The sequence below is a fragment of the Tautonia plasticadhaerens genome (assembly GCF_007752535.1).
GTDB lineage: Bacteria > Planctomycetota > Planctomycetia > Isosphaerales > Isosphaeraceae > Tautonia > Tautonia plasticadhaerens.
The window spans coordinates 8027282-8049314 of sequence record NZ_CP036426.1; the positions used below are offsets into that span (position 1 = coordinate 8027282).

Sequence of the window (22033 nt, forward strand, 5' to 3'; positions counted from 1 at the left end):
TCGATCGGGCCTCGACCCGTCACGGGAACAGCGGCTGCCGCTCCGGCCCCGGCCGCCGCCAGACCCGGCAGATCGGCCCGCCGACGCGCCGATAGCCCTCCCCCGGCTCGTCGCCCTCGGTCGCGTAATGGACGTGACCCGAGTCGTGCCGGTACTCGAAGAGCGGCGCGGTGCCGGGGGGAGGGTCGGCGAGATCGGCCGGGAGGGCGTGGAAGATTGGCTCGGGGTCGTCCGGCCCGCCGATCCGGATCATGCCCTGGTCGCCCACCAGTCGCTCGGCGATCGGCACCGTGCCCTCGGCCTCCCGATCGAGGGCGAAGAAGGCGATCGACTGCTCGGCGGGCCTCCCGTCCGGCCCCGGACGCAGCCTCGCGTCGCCCATCCGGTAGACGGCGACCGGCAGGTTCAGCCGGGGATCGTCCAGGTCGAGGCGGTACATGATCTGGTTGTAGTCGTAGCGCGGCGTCGGCGTCCGTGTCCCGGAGAACGTGTGCGTATACGTCCCCTCGAAGTAGATCCGGCGGCCGCCGTCGGCGTCGAACAGGTGGTGGTGTTTCGGGTTGTAGAAGCTGTAGTCGTCGTGCGTGACGACCTTGCGGGCGAAGGCCCAAGGGCCGAGCGGCGAGTCGGCCTCGGCGTACCAGACTTCACCCAGGGACGAGCTGCCAAAGAGCTGCGTGGTGATCATCACCCATCGGCCCCGGTGCTCGTTCCGGTTCACCGTGCCGGCATGGGCGAAGACAGGCTCGCCCGTCTCGATATCGCGGAGGTTGAGCAAGCCCTCCCCCTCCCCCAGCGTGCCGGCCTCGATCAGTTCCGCCTGCCGTTTCGGGCCGAGGGCCGTCGCCCCGTCCCGCCATCGGTAGACGGGCCTCCCCCCGGCGTCCCGCTCGACCCGAGGGCCATCCCCATCCGATTCGAGGCATGTGAAGGCCTGATAGCGCGACGGGTCGGCCATCGCGCCGGGGTCGGCCGGGACCCGGACGAGCGGATAGGGCGTGGCGAAGTAGACCCACGGCTCGTCGCCGACCCGGAAGGCATGCCCGTCCGGGTGCAGCGTGTCGAGCCCCGGGAAGGCGTCGACCCGCTCGAACCGCCCGGCCTCGTCGTCGAACACGCAGAGCCCGCGTTCGTACGTCTCCAGCGGCGGCTTGATCTTCGCATAGCCGGCGTAGAGCCGATCGCTCCCCTCGGCGTCGGGCAGGACCACGAACCCGGACAGCCAGGTCGGCCCGTCGCCGGGCATCCGGGCCATCTCCCGGGAGAATCCGTTTTCATCGACGAAGTAGTCCAGGTCGATCCCGATGCCCGGGTCGAGGCCCCCCTCCGAGGGCAGCCCCGAGGTCGCCCCCGACATGTGGAAATTCCCCAGCGGGTAGGCCGGTCGGCTGGTGTCCCCCCAGAACCACCAGAGCTTGCCGCGATACGGGACGGTGAAGACGCTATCCTGGCCGAACACCTTGCCCGCCATCAGCGGTTCCTCGATCGGCGCCTCGCGGCCGAGCCGGACGGTGTCGGCGTAGATCCCGCCCCCGGTGACCCGGTAGAGCCGTTCGGCGACGTTGACCCTCGGCAATTCCAGCCTCGCCGCCCCCCCCGGCTCGACCCTCAGCCGCACTCCCCGGTAGCCGAAGCCGTCGGCCGGGTATTCGTATCCGTGGCTTGAGACGTGGAAATAGACCTCCTGCCCCATCAGCTCCGGCGCATCGATCGCCGCGAGCCCGGCGCTGTCGGTGTCGTATCGCAGGTTGTGGACCGTCCTCAGCTCGACCATCGGGACGCCCCGCCCGGTCTCCGCGTCCACCACCTCCACGGCGAACGGCTCGCCCCGCTGGACCGCGGGCGGGGCGGGGGCGATCAGGAACAGCAGCGAGGGAATCAGGGCCGCGTGGCTCATGCGTCATCCTGTGGGTGCTGGGAGTCGAGCGAGGCCGTCGAGGGCCCGGCGAGTTTGCCGCCCCCCCCGCCCGACGTGGGAATCATCGGGATGCGTGCCGGCGTGGTGTCGGCGTCATCTCCTGGATCGGTGCCCGGGCCGACGGGCGGGGGCCGACCGCTGGCCCGGGTACCGCGACGGGATCGAGCTGCCGGGATCGTGCGCCGACCGGGCGACCCGACCGGCGGGTCGTGCCACCTCATGCCCCGTCCCGGGTCGGTCCCGGCCCCGGCCGATGCGAGTCGCGGCGGAGCCACTGGATCCGGACGTGGATGTTCCAGACGGGGTCGCCCTTGGCCTCCCGGCCGCAGTCGACCGCCCAGCCGAAGAACCTGGACAGCCTCTCGACGGCGACCCCGGCGCCCTCGTCCAGCCGGACCGACCCGAGGCGTTCGAGATCCCCCCGGATCTCGAACGATCGCGACAACGCCGGCTCGACCGGGAAATCCAATTCGAGGAGGTCGGTGAGCGCCGGCACGTCCCCTCGCCATCCCTCCCGCCGGAGCTGGGCGGCGAGCTCCCGCCAGTGGTCCGGGAGGACTGTCTCCCCGAACCCATATGCCGACCAGTCGTCCGACGGCGTTCCTCCCGGCCGTCGGATGCGACGCTCGGAGCCGATCCGGCAGAAAATCACGCCCCCTGGCATGGTCCCTCTGCGGGGGAGTCCCGCCCTCCGATCGGTTTCGGAGCCACTTCGGCCCCCCCGGGCAACCCCGCCGACGTCCCGGAGGTTGCGGGCATCGTACCATTTTACCCCGGGCGAACGGCGTCCCATCCCACGTCGGGGGGGTGATCTCCCTCGACGGACCGGGAGGATCGGACTTCACGCGCCCAAGCACGCCGACGGTCGGGCGAGGAGCCCCGGTCGTCTACGCGGGGGGATCGCCAGAGGTCGAGCCCCCGGGGGTGCCGCCCCCGGGCGACCCCGGAGTCGGAAACGACCTCGGGGGAAATACCGGTCATGGTACCCCTCCTCGGGCGGGACGGGCCCGATCCCTCGGGTCGACGAACCGGCCTCCGGGCCGGGAAGGGCGGGCACGACGCCGAACGCCGGCGCCGGGCCCCGTCAGCCTTCGTTGCCCCCCTCACCCTCGCGACCCTGCGACCCCGCGAGGGGCCCTCCTGCCGGGGGCGGCGGATCGAAGGTCCCCAGCTCGGCCTCGCAGGCCACCGGCTTGGGCCGGGTGTCGACGAGCAGGCGGAACACGTCGGGCCGGGCATAGTGGCCGACGGCGTCGAAGTCGTACTTGGCCCGGGGGATGAGCGACAGGTCGAGGTCGGCGGCGAGGATGCACGGGCCGTCGAAGTCCGGCCCGGCCAGGACCCGGCCCAGCGGGTCGACGATGCACGAGCCCCCCCCGCAGAGGACGGCGTCGGGGGCGAGGTCCCCCTCGATCGGGTAGTCGTCCGGATAGTCCGACCGCCGGGCGAACTGGTTGCACGAGAGGACGAAGCAGCGCCCCTCCAGGGCGATGTGCCGCATGGTGGCCGTCCAGGACTCCCTCGCGTCGGCGGTGGGGGCGATGTAGAGCTGGATGCCTTGCGCATAGAGGTGCATACGCAAGAGGGGCATGTAGTTCTCCCAGCAGATCGCCGCCCCGATCCGGCCGAGCGGGGTGTCGATCACCGGCAGGGTCGAGCCGTCCCCGAAGCCCCAGACCAACCGCTCGGCCGCCGTGGGCATGAGCTTGCGGTGCTTGCCGAGCAACTCGCCGCCCGGCCCGAAGAACAGGACGGCGCAGTAGAGCGTGCCGCCGTCGCGCTCGACCACGCCGACGGCGAGGTGGACCGAGGCCGCCTTCGCCGCCCCGCCGATCGCCGAGCAGGCCGGGCCGGGCACGTCGACCGACGCCTCCCAGTAGCGTCGATACCAGTCCCTCCCCTCGGGGGTCCGCCAGCCGACCCGGGCGCCGAAGTCCAGCCCTCGGGGGTAGGCCGGGACGAACGCCTCGGGGAAGACGACAAGACTCGCCCCGTTGGCGGACGCCTCGATCGCCAGCGACCGGAGGAGGTCGATGGCACCGTCCCGGTCGAACGCCGGGGGGGCGGCCTGCACCACGGCGGCCCGGATCACCGACATCGTCGCCTCCTCCTCCCCAAGGCGGGTGGACCGGGGATCAGGCGGCCTCCGCCCTGATCGGCCGCCAGTCGGCGTCGACCGCCCCCCCCTCGGCCAAGGGGCCCGACACGGGCGAGGAGAGCAGGTCGAGCAGCGAAGGCCCGCCCGTCCCCCTCCTCCGGAAGAAGTAACCCTGGCAGACCACCACCCGATCCCGGTAGGGCGCCCACCGGCCGAGGGTCGCGTGGGCCTCGGGCAACCGATGATGAGGAATGCTCATGAACAGGTGATGCGTCAGGTGGAAATCCTGTCCGTAGGGGAAGACGCAGAACCGAAGGAGCGGGTGGACCCGGAAGACCCGTGAGTTCGTCAGGTCGCCGGCATCGGGGGCGTTGGCGTGGTGGGCGACCTCTCGGAGTTGCATCAGCATCGGATAGAAGGTCAGGAGGGGGAGCACCCAGAAGAGGAAGAACACCGGCCAGGCGCCGGCCAGGTGCACCGCCGCCAGGACCGCCAGCCAGTATGCCCCCCGCATCCGCCTCGCCACCGACGTCCGGTAGGCCGCCGAAGGCACACCCGAATCCGCCGGGGGCCCCAGGTTCGCCGCCTTCGCCCGGCCGATCAGGTAGCCGATCACGGCCGGAGGCCAAAGCGCCCGCAGGACGTACCGCCGCCAGAACCCCAGCTTCGGGATCGGGAACCGGTGCGGCTCCGGGTGATTCAGGCGGATCAGGTCCGAGTCACGTTCCGGGTCGTTGACGTGCCGGTGATGGCCCCAGTGGGCGGCCCGGTAGCGCTGGGTGATCGCCACGAGGGGGAACATCAGCAGCAGGTCGCCGGCCAGCTCGTTCGCCAGCCGGTTTCGGAACAGGACGAAGTGGCTCGCCTCGTGCGCCAACCCCGAGATCCGGTGCTGCACCACCGCCACCCCGGACGCCACGAGGAGCGCGATCGCCACGAAGCCCGGCCCCCCGACCCTCCCGGCCGACCACGCCGAGACCGCCGTCGCCCCCCCCGCCAGCAGCAGGGCGAGCAGGGCGTAATCCCGGCCGATGCAGGCCAGGTTGGTCCGGTCGTCCGGCCGGGAGAGGGCCAGCAACGCCCGCCGGGCCTGGTCCCATGACAGGTCGGCCTCAAGACCGGGATTGGTGTCGGCGTCGGTACCCATGGTCGATCCCGGGGTGCGGGCGGGGCGGATCGGGCGGGGCCGGCCTTACCGCCCGGCGTCGGGCGAAGGGTCCCAAAGTCGACCCCGAATCCTCATCGCTGGATTCGACCGACCGGCCCGACCCCGTCCACCCGATCGCCCCGGCCGGGTCGCCCCCGGTTCGGGCTGTGCCGTCTCAGCGGGCCGTACCGCCACCACCTCCCGAGTCCTCCCCCCTCGCCCGTTGCTCCTCAACGGCCGGGGCCTCGACGCGTGCCTTGCCGTCCTCGGCCCCGGGAGACTCGTCGTTGGCCCCGTGCATCACCGGTTTGGGGCCGAAGATCTTGTCGAAATTCGGGAAGCCATACTTGCGGACGATCGGGCCACTCATGGTCGGAGATGTCTCCTCGGGATCTTGCGATGCGAACCGCGAACGCCCGTTGAGGTCGCCCCACCGCACCGGGGTGGGGCGATCGACGGCTCAGGAGCCCCGGGGCATCGGGCCGTGGGGGCCCCGGGAGCGGAGGCGGCGGATGTTGCGGACCCGCTGGTGGACCTGCCTGGGCACCCTCGCCACCCTCAGGCGGGTGAACCGGCCGATGATCAACCGGTTGCCCCGCCAGATGACCCGGGGGTTGATCAGGGCGTCGAACCAGATCGGCATCAGGAACAGGTCCTTGATCGGGCTCAGGGCCAGGGCCTTCCAGCCGGGGGTCTCCCCCCTCAGCAGCTTCGACTGCGCCGCGTCCCGGAACACCCCCAGGCCGATCAACGCCAGCAGGCCGCCCCAGGCGACCCCCGAATCGTCCGAGAACGCCCAGGCCAGGCCCACCGTCGAGAGGTTGGCCAGCGGCTCGATCGCGAAGAGCGGCCCGGCCATCTGCCGGCGGATCTTGAACCAGCGCGAGTGGCGGTTCAGGAACCAGCGGAGGCCCCGGTCGCTGTTGACGTTCTCGATCACGTGGTGGCTCAGGCGGATCGAGTAGCCGGCCCGCCGGACCCTCAGGCCGATCGCCTGGTCCTCGGCCAGCAGGTTCCGCACCGAGGCGAACCCGCCGATCGCCTCCAGCACCCGCACCGGCAGCAGCATCGACTTGCCGACCACGCAGGTCAGCCCCATCGCGTTGCCCCAGGCCACGTTGCCGGCCACGAACCCGTTGAGCTGCAGGTTCTCCAACGCCGCGCCGAAGGTCCGCTCGCCGACCCCGGTGAAGATGTTCGTCACCAGCCCGACCCCCGGCTCGCCGAGGTAGCAGGCCGTCTCCCGGAGGTACTCCGGCCTCACGCGGACGTTGGAGTCGCTGATCAGGATGACGTCGTGCCTGCGGAAGCGGTCCATCATCGCCAGGCTCTCGACCTTCGGGTTCAGGCCGAAGGCGGAGCAGCCGACGATCAGCTCGGCGTCCCGCCCGGGGAACTCGGCGAGCAGGCGGCGGACGACCTCGATCGCCGGGTCCAGGGGGTCGGCCACGCAGAAGAGCAGCTGGTATTCGGGGTAATCCAGCCGGAAGAAGCTGCGCAGGTTCTCCTCCAGGCCCTCGTCCAGCCCCTTGAGCGGCTTGTAGATCGAGACCGCCGGCGTGTAATCGGCCAGGTGCCGACGGCGCCCCCGTCGGGTCATCAGCAGCAGGGCGACCGCCGGGACGACCGTCGTGAACACGGCCACGCTCGCCGCCCCGATCAGCAACAGGCTACCGCCGCTCAGGTCTATCATGATCGGCCGATCCTTGGCGGGCCTCGCCGCCGACGGTGCAGGGAAGGAAGGGGAAGGGGCTCGGGCCCCGTGGCGAGCGTCGCCACCCGATCGTCCGACCGCTCCAATCCGATCCGATCCGCCCGCCTCGTCAGTCTAGTCCTCGGGCGTATACCGCAGCTCCATCGGCGACTGGCAGCACGGGCAGGGCTGGTCGTAGCGGACGCTGATCGTGCAAATGTCGCAGTAGTACTCGGGCGTCCGCAGCTCGCCGGACCCATCCTCGACCCGCGCCGAGACGACCTGCAAGTAGGGCAGGCCCTCCATCGTCCTCGCCACCAGCTCGGCCGGCCGGTCGCGGAGCCGATCGTCCTCGAAGAACGCCCGGCTCCCCACGTTATACAGCAGCGGGACGACCCCCCCGCCCTCCTTGCGCAGCACCACCTGGCCCTCGATCGGCCCCTGCTGCTCCGGCACCCCGAACGAGCCGAGCACCTCGACCAGCCGCACCACCTCGCCGCGCAGGGTCACGGTCTCCGGCCCCCCCCCGGCCACCTCATCGGCCGGGATCGGGGACAGGGCGACGACCAGGGCGGGGACAATCCATGCGATCATGCCGATCTCACCAGGCAAGTGGGATCTCCGGGTGACTCCCCCAATCATATCGGACGGGCGGGCGCCGGCAACCGAAAATCATCCCAATCGGGGGCCGTTCGCGGGGGGCAAGTCCCCGGACCCCGCCGCCCCCGGGGAGGGGGTGGTCGTCGGCCGCAGCAAGACGTGCTGATCCCGATGCCCGAGTCCTGCCGCCCCTCCTAGATCCCGGGGAAGACGGGGCACGGGACCGGGCCCCCGATCTCGCGGCGGCAAGCATCGGGCTCCGACCCCCACATCCCCCCCGTCGGCAGATCCCGCCCCGGTCGCCCGCCCGCACACGATCGATGTCCCGGATGGCCCGGTCCTGGTCGAACTCCCGGACCAGCGTGGGGAGAAACAACGGGCCTCCTCGCCGCCGAATCCGGCCTCCCCCGGAGGTGTTGCCGGGCTCTTCGACGAGACGGCGGCCGATTTCCGATCGATACGCCCGCCCCGAAAAACGAGGACGCCCAGGCTCCGGGGCAGATCCCCGAGGCCTGGGCGGGAGTGACGGTCGATCTCGGTCAGAAGGACGGGCCGGCGAATCGGCGGCGCTCAATACTGGCCGGCGGCCTTAGCCGGGGCGGACGGGGCACCCTGCGGCGCGCCCTTGGCCGGCGTGGCCGGGTAGCCCTGGGGGGCCGACTTGCCCGGGGCCTGCGGGGCGGCGGCCGGGGCCGACTTGCCCGGGGCCTGCGGGGCGGCGGCCGGGTAGCCCTGGGGGGCCGACTTGCCCGGGGCCTGCGGGGCGGCGGCCGGGGCCGACTTGCCCGGGGCCTGCGGGGCGGCGGCCGGGTAGCCCTGGGGGGCCGACTTGCCCGGGGCCTGCGGGGCGGCGGCCGGGGCCGACTTGCCCGGGGCCTGCGGGGCGGCGGCCGGGGCCGACTTGCCCGGGGCCTGCGGGGCGGCGGCCGGGTAGCCCTGGGGGGCCGACTTGCCCGGGGCCTGCGGGGCGGCGGCCGGGGCCGACTTGCCCGGGGCCTGCGGCATGGGGGCGACCTTACCCGGGGCCTGGGCGGTCGGCATCTGCTTCGACTGGGCGTCGGCCGACGAGGCGAACAGGCCCATCACCGCGGCCGCGGCCGCGGCGCCAACAATTCGACGGACGAACATCGCTGCACGCTCCTCGGGTTCTCGTGATCGTGAATCGTTCACCCCGGGCCCGAAACGCCGCTCGCCACGACCCCGGGCCGAGGTCTGCTCCAGTATATAACTTCTAGAGTTTGGGCGATCCAGTGATTTTGCAAAATTTCAGGACTATCGGTCGAATTGTCCGGATCTACGCTAAACGTTCGATCAGGAAATCTGGCGAATCTCCATCAACCCATCCGACCCAGTCGTCCTGGCGGGTGCCCCGGGCCATCCGGGTTAGGTAATTCCTGCCGGCTATAGTGACTGCCGACGGCGATCGATCCGATAGTAATGAGGACGGGCCGTCCTTGAGACGCCCCCCCTGTCTCCTGCAACGACCGTACCCGGTCGAGGTCGCATCGCTGATCGTTCCTTGGCAATCCGATCGATGCTCAGGCCGGCCTTACCTCGGGAATGCCCGAGGGCGTGCCCCCGGCCTCCGCAACCCCGGCGGCACGCCCTCGGGGACAGCCCTCCCCCGTTCGCCCTCCTTCGCACGCCCCCACCCGCCTCGACCGGATGTCGTGTCGGCCAGACGCGTCATCCGGGCGGAACGACACCGGCCGACGCGTCCGCGCGGAGCGAACCCAATCGAGATCCCGCAACTCGTTACTAGATCGAGGAAATCGTCGGTTCACCCCCGGCGCACCGCGGCGCACCGGCCCCCGACCGGCCCCGCCCCCGCTCCGAAGACCTCGACGGCCCGATGGCCCAAGGAGGGTGTCGCCGTTCCCGAAATCGACCCCGCGAAGTTCAAGTCGGGCCGCCCACGCGGTAGCCGGGGGAGGCCGGAATGGCGCCGCGCGGAGCGAACCCATTTCAAATCCCACAACATGTTTCGCCACAAGGAAAACGGCGAAATCAAGCCCGGCGCACCGGGGCGCACCGAGCCCGTCCCGGTCCTGGATCGCCTTGGTCTTACGGCCCCCCGGGGGCCCGGCTCGGGTCAGGTGAGCGGCACGAGGCCGGAGGGACCCCGGGGCCGCCGGTCAGGGAACGCCGACCGAGGGGGAGGGGGCCGAGCCGAACGACGAGGACGGGCCGCCGATGCCGGGGGCGGGGGCCGAGCCGAACGAGCCCAGCCCGGTCCCGCCGAAGGGGGAGGGGGTGGCGGGGACGACCGGGGCGATCCCTGTCCCGAGGTTCGACCGGTAGTTGTACGACGGCGACGCCTGGTTCAGCAGCGGGATGCCCGAGGCGGGCACGGCCTGGCCGGGCTGGAGGCTGAAGCTCGGGTTGTTGATAATTCCGGCGGCCGAGCTGGCGCCGACCCTGGGGATCCCGCCCAGCCCGAGGTCCCTGCGGTTCTGGAGGCTGTAAGTCAGGGTCTGGTCGTAGACGACCGTGGCCCCGGTGCCGGGATCGTAGGCGACCGACTCCAGGCCCCCCCGGGCGTTGGTATAGGTGTAGAGCCTCGTGCCGCCGAGGGCCGCCGACGGGGGGAGCGTCACCGGGGCGCCGAAGGTGGGCACCCGGGCCGAGAGGACCCCGGTCGAACCGGGGAGGGCCCCTTCCACCATGCCCAGGGGCACGGGGACGGGCACGCCCGTGTTCAGCAAGGATCCGGCGGCCGGGGCGGGCATCCCGGGTCGGGTGGCCCCGGCGAGGACCCGGGGGGGCCTCGGGGCGGGCTCGGCCGCCCTCGACTGGGGGGGCGCGAAGCCCTGGGCCGCTGCCGGCCCGGCGATCAGGACCCAGAGCGGCAGGAACAGGAGCCGTCGCATGGGGGATCCTCCGGTCCGAGGTGCCGGATCGGCCCGTCCCCCGACCCGGGCACTGCCGCGTCGGATCGGGGCAGGTCGATCCCTTTCATCGTAGGGGCAGCTCCCCCGGAAGTCGACGAAAACCCGGGAACGGCGAGGGGATCAGTCCGAGTCCGGGACCCCCTCCCGGCCGCTCAGCGCGGCCTCGGGGGCCGGGCCCGGCACGCCGGCCCCCGGCGTGTCCCGGCCCATCCGCCGGCTCGACTGCTCGATCACCCGGCAGCGGCCCTCCCCCCGGCAGCGGTCGCAGAGGTGCTCACCCCGGAGCCGCTCCCCGGCCCGCCGGAGCGCCTCGGGCAGGTCGGGGAGGATCTCGCACTCCCGGAGGTGTTTCAGCTCCCCCTGGGTGAAGCTCTCCAGGCGTCGGCGGACCTCCGGCGTCGGCCGGGCGAACAGGACCGCCGTCCCCTGCGCCTGGAGGTCCTCGATCGACTCCTCCAGGATTTCCGCCGCGGTGAAGTCGATCATCGAGACCTCGGCCAGGTCCAGGATCACGCAGCGGTAACCGTCGAGGCGGGAGACCATGCTCCTGAGGTGGAAGCCGGAGGCGAAGAACATCGGCCCGCCGACCCGGAGCAGCATGACCTGCGGGCACCGGCCGGAGGTCTCGGGGTCCCCCGGCCCGTCCCCCGCCCCCAGGCCGGCGACCGGCATCGGCTGCAGCTCGATCTTCGACATCTCGTAGATCACGTAGAAGACCGCCGCGATCAGCCCGACCGGCACGCCGACGATCAGGTCGGTCATCACGATCGCCCCGACCGTCACGAGGTAGACCGCCGCCTCGGCCCGGTTGCCGTGCCAGAGCGTGCCGAGGAGCCGGATCTCGACCATCCTCGTCGCCACCGCCACCAGCACCCCGGCCAGGGCGGCGATCGGGATCCGCCCGACCGTCTCCGCCAGGGTGAGCATCATCACCAGGATCATCCCGGCGTGGAGGATCGCCGAGGCCCGGGTCCGGGCCCCCGACTGGATGTTCGTCGCCGACCGGGCGATCACCCCCGTCACCGGGATCCCGGCGAAGACGGCCGACGCCACGTTGCCGAACCCCTGGCCGACCAGCTCCTGGTCGTTGTCGACCTTCGAGTCCCGCGACATCGCCCCCACGACCGAGGCCGACAGCAGGCTCTCGATCGAGGCCAGCACGTAGATTGTCAGGGCCGCCAGCATCAGCTCATTCCAGTGCTCCCAGGGGATCGACGGGATCGTCGGCCTCGGGAACGACCGGGGAAGCTCGCCGAGCAGGGCGACCCGCTCCGGCCCCCAGCCGAAGGCGATCGGCAGCAGCGTGGCCGCCGCCACCGCGATCAGGGGGGTCGGCAGCTTCCGGGACACCTTCGGCAGCCCGACCATCAGGCCCGCCGCCGTCAGGCCGACCAGGACCGAGCGCCATTCCGTCCGCTCGATTTGACGGAAGGTCTCGAACAGCAAGCCGATGGCGCCCCCCTCCTCGTCGTGGGTCACGTCATAACCGAGCACCTTCGGCAATTGAGTGCAGAGGATGGTGATCCCGATCCCCGAGAGGAAGCCCGCCACCACCGGGCGGGGGATGAACTGCATGATCCGTCCGATCCGGAAGTACCCGGTCAGCACCTGGAAGATGCCAGCCAGCAGGGTCGCCGCCACGATCATCGTCAGACCGTAGTTCGGGCCCAGGCCCTCCTCCTCGCCGAACCGGTTCCAGACGGCGATGATCTCGTAGACCAGGAACGTCATCGCCGCCGCCGGCCCGGAGACCTGCAGCCGACAGCCGCCGAACAGCGCCACCGCGATGCCGCCGACGATCGCGGTCACCAGGCCGACCTCCGGCGCCACCCCCGAGGCGTTGGCGATCGCCAGCGACAGCGGCAAGGCCACCAGGGCGACCGCGATGGCGGCCAGGAAGTCGGGGAGCAGGTTCGAGGGGCGGGCCATCATCCGCCACTCGCCCAGCAGGTATCTCGCCTGCACACCGAGGTCGAGCCGCATCCGGCCCTCGGCCGACCCGTTGGGACCGGGTCCGTCCTTCGATTCCAGAGACATGGGGGGATCGCTCCGGGGCAAACGGGAAGACATGCGACGGCCGATGTCCGGACCGCGACCGGCCGCCCCCCCGATCGGGGGACATCGGCGGCCTCGAGGCCGGATCGGGGCTCTTCGAGATCGGGGCCGTCGCGGCCCTAGCAGCGATGGGACTGGAACATCAGGCAGACCCCCCGGCCTCCCGTCGGCCGACGCCCGAAGGGCCCGCCGGCGCCCGCCCGGCGGTCCCGGAGGTCGGGCCCCGGGGCGGCCCCGCCGATGGACCAGGCCCGGTCGCCTCCGGCGGCGTCGCCGACGGCCCGCGGGCCCTTACCCCGGCCTTCGAGCGACTCCTCCGACTCGGAGGGCCTCGACGAATCTTCCTCGGGCGGGTTGATCGGCGGCCGGGTTTCCCGGGCCGGGCCGTCGGGCCGCAGGACCTCGACTAGCGCAGCCTGGGATGCCGACGGCGGCGGGGCCGTCTCGAGCTGGTCGAGCGCGAGGACGAGCGTCAGCAAGATCGCCCATCGCACCGCCCCGCCTCTCCTGGGCGTTCCCGAGCCCCCGAACATCCCGGCGTCCCCCTTACAGGTCGAGCGCCCGCCGCCCCCGAGGCCCCCGGTTCCGGGCCTCGGGACTTGGGGCGTCCCCGGCACAACGCTATGGGAAACGGCTCGTCGGGTCAACCGCCTTCGATCGATCGGGGGCCGGCCCGGCCTCCCTCGCCGGGGGCCACGCCCCCGGCCTCGCCCTCCCCGATCGCCGATCAGGGCGGCGAGGCCCCCGCCGGCGCCACGGGGGGAGGGCCGGGGCGGGCGACCTGGTAGACCAGGGTCGGCGTCTTGCGGCGGGTGATCGCCGCGGCCACCTCCGTCCGGATGTGCGCGGAGGCCGCCCCGAGGTGCTGCATGACCTGCAGCGGGTCGATCTCCACGTTCGAGGCGAAAGGCCCGACCGTCACCAGCAGCCTCGACTCGTCCGGCGCCGGCTCGACCGCCAGGACGCAGAGGTTCCGCAGCACGTCGTCGTCCAGGTCGCCGAGGATCACCTGCTCGACGGTCCGCTGGACCTGCGAGCAGAGCTGCATCGTCTTGCGGTCGTTCCTCGGCGCCGGGCGGCCGGCCCCGGGGGCGAAGACGCGACGGGGGTCCACCGGGCCGTCGGAGGGCCCCCGGCCCCCGGCCGTGCGGCCTCGGGATGCTCTCTTGCGCGAGGACATGGTCGTTCCCTCTCGCGGTTCGGACGGCCGGGATCGGCTCGGCTCGATTCGCCGCCGGTGGAGGAGGACGGTCGGCTCGGGGCCCGGCCCGGTCGGCGAGGCCGATCGGGGCTCGAGGTCGTCCGGCGATCCGGTGCCATGGCGGGCCGATCGGGTTCGGGGAGGTCGGTCCCCAGGCCATCATAGCCCACCCGGGGGCCCGATCAAGCCGCGATCAGCCCCCGGCCCCCCCCGGCAGCATGGCCCGGATCGCCTCCAGGCGGTCGGCCTCCTCCGGCGTCTTGTCCGACCGCCAGCGGAGGATCCTCGGGAACCGCACCGCCACCCCCGACTTGTGCCGGGTCGACCGCTGGATCCCCTCGAACGCCAGCTCGAAGACGAGCTCGGGCGTCACCGTCCGGACCGGGCCGAACTTCTCGACCATGTGCCTGCGGATCCAGGCGTCGACCCTGCGGATCTCCTCGTCGGTCAGGCCCGAGTACGCCTTGGCGAAGGGGACGAGGTTGCCCGACTCGTCCCAGACGCTGAACGTGTAGTCCGTGTAAAGGCTCGCCCGCTTGCCGCTGCCCCGCTGGGCGGCGGTGAGCACGGCATCCACCGTGATCGGGGCGATCTTCCACTTCCACCAATCTCCCCGGACCCGGCCGACCTGATAGATCGAGTCCAGCCGCTTGAGCATCAGCCCCTCCGCCAGGTTGTCCCGGCTGGACGCCCGATGCTCGGCCAGGTCGGCCCAGGAGGCCCCCTGCACCGTCGGCGAGAGGATCAGCCGGCCGGGCACGTTCGTGGCCGCCACCAGGTCCGCCAGCCTCGCCCTCCGGTCCCGGAGCGGCCGGGATCGGAGGTCCTCCCCGCCGTCTTCCAGCAGGTCGAAGGCGAAGAGGGCGACGGGGACTTCGGCCAAGAGCTTCTTGCCCACCGTCTTCCGGCCGATCCTCCGCTGGAGCTGGGCGAACGGCCGCACCTCGTCGTCCCGGTAGACCAGGATCTCGCCGTCGATCGCGGTCCCCTCCGGCAGCATCGGCCCGAGCCCGGCCAGCTCGGGGTAGCGTTCGGTGACTAGCTCCTCGCCCCGGGTCCAGAGGAATGTCTCGCCCCCCCTCCGGATGAGCTGGCAGCGGATGCCGTCCCACTTCCACTCGGCCTGCCAGCCGACCGGATCCCCCAGCGCCTGGGGCATGTCCCCCGCCTCGTCGATGGGGTGGGCCAGGCAGAATGGGTACGGCCGGCTGAGGTCCGCGTCGGCGGAGTCGGGATGGATCAACGCCCGGTAGAAGTCGGCCGACGGGGTCCAGTTCCCCATCAGGCGATGCGCCACCGCCCCCGGCTCCAGGCCGCCGGCCTTCGCCAGAGCCCGGGTCACCAGCTGGGCCGAGACGCCGACCCGGAACTGCCCGCTGATCAGCTTGTTCCAGACGAACCGCTGGGTGCGGTCCATCTCGGCCCAGGCGTCGAGCAGGAGGCGACGCTGGTCCTCCTCGTCCCGGTCCCGGAGCGTCAGCAAGAGCCCCTCGACCCACTCCGCCAGTGGCCGGTCGCTCGACCGCTCCGCCTCCGGCAGCAGCAGGGCGATCGCCTCGGCCGAGTCGCCGACCGCGTCGTAGCACTCGCCGAGCAGCCAGTCCGGGATCCCCGCCTCGGCCGCCGCCCACTCCCTCAGCTTCTTCGACGGGACCGCCTGCCTCGGCTTCCGGCCGACCAGGAAGTAGACCGCCCAGCTCGCGTCGGCCGGGTCGGCCTCGGCGAAATACCGGACCAGGGCCTCGACCTTGGCGTTGGTCCCGGTCGTCTCATCCAGCGCGGCGAACAGGTCGGCGAAGGCGTTCATGCGATCAAGTCCGGGGGAGTGTCGGCGGTCGACCGGGAGCCCGGGGGGCGACCCCACGCGGATCATCGCGACGGCGACCCGCACGAGGGGGCGACCTCGGCCGTCAGAACGACCCGAACGCCGAGCCCAGGATGAGGACCACGACCAGGGCGAGGATCGTGCTCACCTTCACAGTCATGATCATGTCGAAATAGCTCTCCCGGTGGGTCAGCCTGCTGACCTGGAGCACCGTGAGGACCGTCCCGTTGTGGGGCAAGGCGTCGAGCGTGCCGGCGCTGATCGTGGACACGCGATGCAGCAGCGAAGGGGCGATGCCCTGCTCGCCGGCGAGTCGCATGTAGGTCTCCCCGAGGGCGTCCAGCGCGATCGCCATCCCCCCGGACGCCGAGCCGGTCATCGCGGCCAGCGTGTTCATCGAGACGGTGAGCGAGATCAGCGGCCCCCCCTGGATCGACAGGACCGCGTCCCGGACCGCCCCGAAGGCGGGCAGCGCCGCCACCACGGCGCCGAAGCCGACGAGGCTGCCGACCGTCATCACGGGCAAGACCGAGGAATTGGCCCCGGAATCCATGCTCACACGCAAGGATTCCAGGCGTCGGGAGTTCAGGAGGACGAGGGTGAGGCTCCCCGCCGCCAGCGCCAGGGCAACCGACCAGATCCCGGCCAGGGCACCGATCGAGGTCCCCCCCCACGCCTCCCCGGCCAGGTACGAGAAATCGAGCCGGAGGAGCACGACCAGCGACATCAGGAAGTTCATGACGATGACCACGACGAGGGGCAGGATGGCGAGGACCGTGGGAGGTCCGCCCTCGCTCTGGCCGCCGAGGCGGATCTCGGCCGGGTCGAAGTCGCCCGTCGCCGTCGCATGCTCCCGGATCCGCTCGTCGAGGGCCGGGGCGGCCGCCGAACCGCCGCCGAAGCCCTCGCCCGCCCTCCGAGCCGCCGCCTCGGCGCGATTGAGCCACCACATGCCGAACGCCAGCGTGACGATCGCCGCGATGATCCCCAGCCCGGGGGCCGCGAAGGGCGTGGTGCCGAAGTAGGGCATGGGGATGGCGTTGTTGATCGAGGGCGACCCCGGGAGGGCCGACATGGTGTACGTGAACGCCCCGAGGCAGATGGTCGCCGGCATCAGCCGTCGCGGGATGTCCGCGGCCCGGAACAGTTCCTGCGCCATGGGGACGAGCACGAAGAAGGCGACGAAGACGCTCACGCCGCCATAGGTGACCACGGTCGACGCGATCACGACGGAGAGCATCGCGCGTCGAGTCCCCAGGCGTCCGGTCAGGAATCGCGCGATCGAGGCGATCGAGCCGCTGTCATCCATCAGCTTGCCGAACAGGCCGCCGAGCAGGAACAGGGGGAACCACTGCGCGACGAAGCGGGACGCGCCTCCCATGAACGTCTGCGTCCAGTGCGCCAGGAGCGGCTCTCCCGACAGGGCCGCGGCCAGCATCGCGGCCGCCGGCGCCACCAGCAGCACGCTCCATCCCCGATAGGACAGCCCCATCAGCAGGGCCAGCGCGAGCAGGATTCCGAGCAGTCCCACGGTCCTGACCTCCCTCATCGAATCGACCCGCCGGGATGGGCATCGCCCTCGAGGACGCCTCGGCGCCGGGTCTCGGGCGGACCGGTCCCCTCGGGTCGTGGGCCGGGCCGGGCCGGCACCAGACTACCTCACGCCGATCGGCGTGTCTCGGACTTCGGCCGGGGGCCGCTCCGCCGGCCGAGCCCGCCGGGGCATGGTCGGGGACCGCGCCCGCCGAAACGGTCCATTCGTACACTAAATTCAATTGCACTGGCCGGACGACCGTATTATCGTAAAGTACGAGACCGAATGGAGGGACCGGCGGGCCGGGCGTGCCCGATCGTCCGAGCACGAGGCGTGATATGGCCCGAAGACGGCAAGGCAACGGGGATGGCCGCGGCGAGGGGGCCGGGCGGGACGAGGTGATCGACGTCGTCCCGCTGGCCGAGGCCACCCGGGAACGGTACCTGAACTACGCGCTGAGCGTCATCACCTCCCGGGCGTTGCCCGACGTGCGGGACGGCCTCAAGCCGGTGCAGCGACGCATCTTATATGCGATGTGGGCCGACCTCCGGGTCACGGCCGACGGCCGGTACATCAAGAGCGCGGCGGTCGTGGGCGAGGTGATGAAAACGTACCACCCGCACGGCGACCAGTCGATCTACGACGCCCAGGTGCGGATGGCCCAGTCGTTCAGCCTCCGCTACCCCCTGATCGAGGGATACGGCAACTTCGGCTCGATTGATGGCGACCCCCCCGCCGCCATGCGGTACACCGAATGCCGCCTGACGCCGATCGCCCAGGAGATCCTGACCGAGCTGCGCGACGGTACCGTCGAGTTCCGGCCCAACTACGCCTCGACGGCCGACGAGCCGGTGGTCCTGCCCGCCCAGGTGCCTAACCTGCTGATCAACGGGGCCGCCGGCATCGCCGTCGGCATGGCGACGAACATCCCGCCGCACAACCTCAAGGAGGTCTGCGGCGCCCTGGTCGCCCTGCTGGACAGCGACCGGGACCTGCCCGTCGAGAAGCTGCTCAAGTACATCCAGGCCCCCGACTTCCCGACCGGCGGCGTCATCCTCAATAGCGCCGACGAGCTGAGGCAGATCTACGCCACCGGCCAGGGCACGGTGAAGCTCCGGGGCACCTATGAGACCGATCCGGGGAACCCGAACCGGATCTTCATCACCTCGATCCCCTACGGCGTCGAGAAGGACCCCCTGGTCCTCCGGATCGGCGACCTGATCGGCCGGGGACAGGTCCCCCAGCTGACCAACGTGAAGGACCTGAGCACCGACGACATCCGGATCGTCCTCGACCTGAAGCCCGGCGCCAACGCCGACGCGGCGCTCGCCTACCTGTTCAAGAACACGCCGCTGCAGAACAACTTCAACGTCAACATGACCTGCCTCCAGCCGGCCGCCGGGGCCGAGATCGCCGTGCCGGCCCGGCTGGACTTGAAATCCATGCTCGTCCACTTCCTGGACTTCCGCATGGACGTCGTCACCCGTCGGCTGCGGCACGAGCTGGACGCGATCCTGCGGCGGATCCACATCCTCGAAGGCTTCGCGATCGTCTTCGACAACCTCGACGAGGCGATCAAGATCATCCGGGCCAGCGACGGCAAGGCCGACGCCGCGCCGAAGCTGATCGACCGCTTCGGCCTGACCGACCTCCAGGCCGACGCCGTGCTGGAGACCAAGCTCTATCGCCTCGGCAAGCTGGAGATCCGGGACATCCTCGGCGAATTGGGCGAGCGGCGGGCCCGGGCCGCCGAGCTGGAGGCCCTGCTCGCCGACGAGGCCGCCCGGTGGGGGGTGATCCGGGAGGAGATCCGGGCGATCTCCAAGAAGTACGGCGATCCCCGGCGGACGGCGGTCGAGGGGCCGGTCGAGGCGGTCGAGTTCCGCGAGGAAGACTACATCGTCGACGAGGACGCCTGGGTCATCGTCACCCGGGACGGGTGGGTGAAGCGGCAGAAGTCGTTCACCGACGTCGCCAGCATCCGGGTCCGGGACGAGGACCGCGTCGGCTGGGTCTTCCGCTCAACCGCCCGGCAGACGATCACCTTCTTCACCACCCGGGGGATCGCCTACACGATCCGGGCCAACGACATCGGCATGACCACCGGCCACGGCGAGCCGATCCACCGCCAGTTCGCCTTCGAGGACCGCGAGGCCATCGTCGGCGTCGCCTGCCACGACCCCCGATGCCTGCCGACGCCCAAGGCCCCGGCCCCCCGAAACGGGAAGGCCCACCAGGGCTATCTCGACGCCGACATGCGGCCCGACCGCAACGGCTCCAACGGCGACGGCAAGCACGACGAGGGCAGGTCCTCTCCCCCGCCCTACGGCGTGGCCCTGACGGCCGGCGGCAAGACGCTCCGCTTCTCGCTGAGCTACGTCGCCCCGGTCTCCACCAAGAAGGGACGCGGGATCGTCCGGCTCGACGCCGGGTATCCCGACGACGCGGTGATCGGCGTCGAGGCCTCCGACGGCTCAGAGAATGTCTGCCTCGTCACCCGATCGGCCCGGGTGCTGGTCTTCCCGGTCGACGAGGCGAACGTGGTCTCGGGCGTCGCCAAGGGGGTGACCGCCGTCCGGCTCGACGCCAAGGACCGGGTGCTCGGCTTCACCCTGGCCGGGGCCAAGGGGGACGGGCTGGAGGTCCGCACCAGCCGGGGCGCCACCCAGTCGCTCCGGGCCTCGAAGTACCCGGTCACCGGCCGGGGCGGCAAGGGCTACGCCATCATGCAGCGCGGCTCGATCGCCGAGGTCATCCTCCCCGAGGCGACCCCGGTGCCGCCGGTCGACCAGGTGGAGCAGTGAGGCCCGATCCCGCCCAGGGGGATGACATGGACGACCCGAGCCGAGGCGGCCCGCCCTCCCCGAACCGGGGGCGGGCCGCCCGACGCCATCAACGCTCCCGGATGATCGAACGGGCCCGCCGCTGCCTGAAGTTCACGGGCATCCCCGACCCGGACCGCGAGGCCTTCGCCCTCAGGAATCACGACCACCTGGCCTCCTGCTCCTGCTGGATGTGCGGCAACCCCCGCCGCCACCTCGGCGAGCCGACGATCCAGGAGCGGCGGGGCGACGACGCCCGGGCACCCGACCTCGGGGCGGATTGCTGACGTACTGCCGGGACCGGACGCGACCCGACGAGGATAGGAAAACGCATGGCCACCGGAACCTATAACGCCGACTCGATCACCGTCCTCGAAGGGCTCGAGGCCGTCCGACGCCGGCCCGGCATGTACATCGGCGGCGTGGACAAGGCGGGGCTGCACCACCTGCTCTGGGAGATCGTCGACAACGCGATCGACGAGGTGATGAACGGCCACGCCACCCGGATCGTCGTCACCCTGTCGAAGGACGGCAAGACCTGCGCCGTCTCCGACAACGGTCGCGGCATCCCGATCGACGTGCACGCCAAGACCGGCAGGAGCGCCCTGGAGGTGATCTTCACCACCCTGCACGCCGGCGGCAAGTTCGACAACGACGCCTACAAGGTAGCCGGCGGCCTGCACGGCGTCGGCGCCAGCGTGGTCAACGCCCTGAGCGAACGGCTGGAGGTGCAGGTCCGCCGGGACGGATTTTCCTGGATCCAGCGCTATAAACGGGGCAAGTCGGAGGGCGACGTCTCGAAGGGAGAGCCCGCCCGGGGCTCGGGCACGACCGTCCGCTTCACGCCCGACCCGGAGATCTTCGTCGACGCGACGTACGACCCGAACCTCATCGCCGAACGCCTGGAAGTCAAGACGTACCTGAACAAGGGGCTGTCGATCCAGTTCGTCGACGAGCGGGCCGGCACCTCGGTCGAGTACCGCCACGACGGGGGCGTCAGCGACTTCCTGGAGGCCGTGAACAAATCCCGCGAGGACGCCCGGGTCGCCGCCTCGCCGTTCGTGCTGGAGAAGGAGGAGGACGACCTCCGCCTCGAACTCGCCCTGGCCTGGACCGAGGCGACCGACGAGGACATCCGGTCGTTCGTCAACACGATCCCCACCCGGGACGGCGGCACGCATGAGTCGGGCCTCCGCGAGGCGGTCCGCGCCGCCGTGCAGAAATTCATCAAGGACCACGAGCTCGCCAAGAAGGGCCCCGAGATCAAGGCGGAGGACATCCGGGAGGGGCTGACGGCGGTGCTCTCGGTCTGCGTCCGGGAGCCGCAGTTCCAGGGTCAGACCAAGGGGCGATTGAACAACCCCGAGGTCCGAGCCCTCGTGGATTCGATGGTCCGACCCCGGCTGGAAGACTTCCTGATCAAGAACAAGAGCGTGGCCGACGCCGTCGTCCACCGGGTCATCCAGGCCGCCCGGGCCCGGGAGGCCAGCCGGGCCGCCGCCAGCCAGGTCCGCCGCAAGACGGCCATCAGCAACCGCCTGAACCTCCCCGGCAAGCTCCACGACTGCGACAGCACCGACCCCGAGCGCTCCGAGCTGTTCATCGTCGAGGGCGACTCGGCCGGGGGCTCCGCCAAGCAGGGCCGGGACCGCCACATGCAGGCCATCCTCCCCCTGCGCGGCAAGGTCCTCAACGCCGAGCAGGCGACCAAGGGGAAGCTGCTGGAGAACAAGGAGCTGACCGACCTGGTCTCCGCGCTCGGCTGCGGCATCGACGAGCACTACGACCCCGCCCGCCTCCGCTACGGCAAGATCGTCCTGCTGACCGACGCCGACAGCGATGGCCACCACATCGCCACGCTGCTGCTCACCTTCTTCTATCGACACCTGCCCGGCCTGCTCGACGCCGGGCGCGTCTACCTCGCCTGCCCGCCGCTCTACAAGATCTCCCACGGCAAGGAGAACTACTGGGCGGCCAACGACCGGGGACGCGACGCGATCCTCGCCAAGCTCCCCAAGAACGCCAAGTTCACCATCACCCGCTTCAAGGGGCTCGGCGAGATGCCCGCCAAGCTGCTCTTCGAGACCACGCTCGACCCCGCCCGACGTCGCCTGCTCCGCGTCTCCATCCCCGACGAGGACCGCCCCTACACCGATCACACCGTCTCCGACTTGATGGGCAAGGAACCGGAAGCCCGGTTCAAGTTCATCATGGAGGAGGCGTACTCGGCGCGAGACATTGACATCTGA

At 71.4% G+C, this 22033-nt stretch carries 17 protein-coding genes; 3 read left to right on the forward strand and 14 right to left on the reverse strand.

The window, feature by feature from the left end:
* Nucleotides 1–19: 19 nt before the first annotated feature.
* The 14 genes from ElP_RS31920 to ElP_RS31985 form a co-directional block, all read right to left on the reverse strand.
* Nucleotides 20–1897 (reverse strand): DUF4185 domain-containing protein, encoded by a 1878-nt coding sequence (locus tag ElP_RS31920; protein ID WP_145277198.1) that lies wholly within the window; start codon nucleotides 1895–1897, stop codon nucleotides 20–22.
* 238 nt (nucleotides 1898–2135) lie between these two features.
* On the reverse strand, nucleotides 2136–2570 hold the full coding sequence (locus ElP_RS31925) for a hypothetical protein (RefSeq protein ID WP_145277200.1): 435 nt from the start codon (nucleotides 2568–2570) through the stop codon (nucleotides 2136–2138).
* A gap of 432 nt (nucleotides 2571–3002) precedes the next feature.
* Nucleotides 3003–4016, reverse strand: a complete 1014-nt coding sequence (locus tag ElP_RS31930) for a nitrilase-related carbon-nitrogen hydrolase (RefSeq protein ID WP_145277202.1) — start codon at nucleotides 4014–4016, stop codon at nucleotides 3003–3005.
* 37 nt (nucleotides 4017–4053) lie between these two features.
* Nucleotides 4054–5163, reverse strand: a complete 1110-nt coding sequence (locus ElP_RS31935) for a fatty acid desaturase family protein (protein ID WP_145277204.1) — start codon at nucleotides 5161–5163, stop codon at nucleotides 4054–4056.
* Nucleotides 5164–5338: 175 nt separating this feature from the next.
* Nucleotides 5339–5533 (reverse strand): hypothetical protein, encoded by a 195-nt coding sequence (locus tag ElP_RS31940; protein ID WP_145277206.1) that lies wholly within the window; start codon nucleotides 5531–5533, stop codon nucleotides 5339–5341.
* Nucleotides 5534–5623: 90 nt separating this feature from the next.
* Nucleotides 5624–6856, reverse strand: coding sequence for a ceramide glucosyltransferase (locus ElP_RS31945; RefSeq protein WP_145277208.1), 1233 nt, complete (start codon nucleotides 6854–6856; stop codon nucleotides 5624–5626).
* Between the two features lie 135 nt (nucleotides 6857–6991).
* Nucleotides 6992–7450, reverse strand: coding sequence for a hypothetical protein (locus ElP_RS31950; RefSeq protein ID WP_145277210.1), 459 nt, complete (start codon nucleotides 7448–7450; stop codon nucleotides 6992–6994).
* Nucleotides 7451–8026: 576 nt separating this feature from the next.
* Nucleotides 8027–8584, reverse strand: a complete 558-nt coding sequence (locus tag ElP_RS31955) for a hypothetical protein (protein ID WP_145277212.1) — start codon at nucleotides 8582–8584, stop codon at nucleotides 8027–8029.
* A gap of 1007 nt (nucleotides 8585–9591) precedes the next feature.
* On the reverse strand, nucleotides 9592–10326 hold the full coding sequence (locus ElP_RS31960; protein WP_145277214.1) for a hypothetical protein: 735 nt from the start codon (nucleotides 10324–10326) through the stop codon (nucleotides 9592–9594).
* Between the two features lie 141 nt (nucleotides 10327–10467).
* Nucleotides 10468–12384 (reverse strand): SulP family inorganic anion transporter, encoded by a 1917-nt coding sequence (locus ElP_RS31965; protein WP_197446535.1) that lies wholly within the window; start codon nucleotides 12382–12384, stop codon nucleotides 10468–10470.
* Between the two features lie 137 nt (nucleotides 12385–12521).
* Entirely contained in the window at nucleotides 12522–12896 is a 375-nt protein-coding gene (locus ElP_RS31970) for a hypothetical protein (RefSeq protein WP_145277218.1), read from the reverse strand.
* Between the two features lie 233 nt (nucleotides 12897–13129).
* Nucleotides 13130–13516 carry a ribosome-binding factor A gene (locus ElP_RS31975; protein WP_145277220.1) on the reverse strand — a complete coding sequence of 129 codons (387 nt, stop codon included), beginning with the start codon at nucleotides 13514–13516 and terminating at the stop codon, nucleotides 13130–13132.
* A gap of 280 nt (nucleotides 13517–13796) precedes the next feature.
* A complete protein-coding gene (locus tag ElP_RS31980; RefSeq protein WP_145277222.1) occupies nucleotides 13797–15410 on the reverse strand; it encodes an ATP-dependent DNA ligase in 1614 nt (537 codons plus the stop codon).
* A 103-nt stretch (nucleotides 15411–15513) separates the two neighbouring features.
* Nucleotides 15514–16959 carry a GntP family permease gene (locus ElP_RS31985; RefSeq protein WP_145277224.1) on the reverse strand — a complete coding sequence of 482 codons (1446 nt, stop codon included), beginning with the start codon at nucleotides 16957–16959 and terminating at the stop codon, nucleotides 15514–15516.
* 341 nt (nucleotides 16960–17300) lie between these two features.
* On the opposite strand from ElP_RS31985, the gene ElP_RS31990 reads away from it, so the two are divergent.
* Genes ElP_RS31990 through ElP_RS32000 form a run of 3 tightly spaced genes read left to right on the forward strand, consistent with a single transcriptional unit; the run spans nucleotide 17301 to nucleotide 22033 of the window.
* Nucleotides 17301–19766: a DNA gyrase/topoisomerase IV subunit A gene (locus ElP_RS31990; RefSeq protein WP_145277225.1), complete on the forward strand. Its 2466-nt coding sequence runs from the start codon at nucleotides 17301–17303 to the stop codon at nucleotides 19764–19766.
* Between the two features lie 26 nt (nucleotides 19767–19792).
* Nucleotides 19793–20071, forward strand: coding sequence for a hypothetical protein (locus ElP_RS31995; RefSeq protein ID WP_145277226.1), 279 nt, complete (start codon nucleotides 19793–19795; stop codon nucleotides 20069–20071).
* 45 nt (nucleotides 20072–20116) lie between these two features.
* On the forward strand, nucleotides 20117–22033 hold the full coding sequence (locus ElP_RS32000; RefSeq protein WP_145277227.1) for a DNA gyrase/topoisomerase IV subunit B: 1917 nt from the start codon (nucleotides 20117–20119) through the stop codon (nucleotides 22031–22033).

Bases quoted from the DNA above. Each gene is read 5' to 3' on its own strand.
- ElP_RS31920 (WP_145277198.1), bottom strand. From the start codon at position 1,897: ATGAGCCACGCGGCCCTGATTCCCTCGCTGCTGTTCCTGATCGCCCCC.
- ElP_RS31930 (WP_145277202.1), bottom strand. From the start codon at position 4,016: ATGTCGGTGATCCGGGCCGCCGTGGTGCAGGCCGCCCCCCCGGCGTTC.
- ElP_RS31935 (WP_145277204.1), bottom strand. From the start codon at position 5,163: ATGGGTACCGACGCCGACACCAATCCCGGTCTTGAGGCCGACCTGTCA.
- ElP_RS31940 (WP_145277206.1), bottom strand. From the start codon at position 5,533: ATGAGTGGCCCGATCGTCCGCAAGTATGGCTTCCCGAATTTCGACAAG.
- ElP_RS31945 (WP_145277208.1), bottom strand. From the start codon at position 6,856: ATGATAGACCTGAGCGGCGGTAGCCTGTTGCTGATCGGGGCGGCGAGC.
- ElP_RS31950 (WP_145277210.1), bottom strand. From the start codon at position 7,450: ATGATCGCATGGATTGTCCCCGCCCTGGTCGTCGCCCTGTCCCCGATC.
- ElP_RS31955 (WP_145277212.1), bottom strand. From the start codon at position 8,584: ATGTTCGTCCGTCGAATTGTTGGCGCCGCGGCCGCGGCCGCGGTGATG.
- ElP_RS31960 (WP_145277214.1), bottom strand. From the start codon at position 10,326: ATGCGACGGCTCCTGTTCCTGCCGCTCTGGGTCCTGATCGCCGGGCCG.
- ElP_RS31965 (WP_197446535.1), bottom strand. From the start codon at position 12,384: ATGTCTCTGGAATCGAAGGACGGACCCGGTCCCAACGGGTCGGCCGAG.
- ElP_RS31980 (WP_145277222.1), bottom strand. From the start codon at position 15,410: ATGAACGCCTTCGCCGACCTGTTCGCCGCGCTGGATGAGACGACCGGG.
- ElP_RS31990 (WP_145277225.1), top strand. From the start codon at position 17,301: ATGGCCCGAAGACGGCAAGGCAACGGGGATGGCCGCGGCGAGGGGGCC.
- ElP_RS31995 (WP_145277226.1), top strand. From the start codon at position 19,793: ATGGACGACCCGAGCCGAGGCGGCCCGCCCTCCCCGAACCGGGGGCGG.
- ElP_RS32000 (WP_145277227.1), top strand. From the start codon at position 20,117: ATGGCCACCGGAACCTATAACGCCGACTCGATCACCGTCCTCGAAGGG.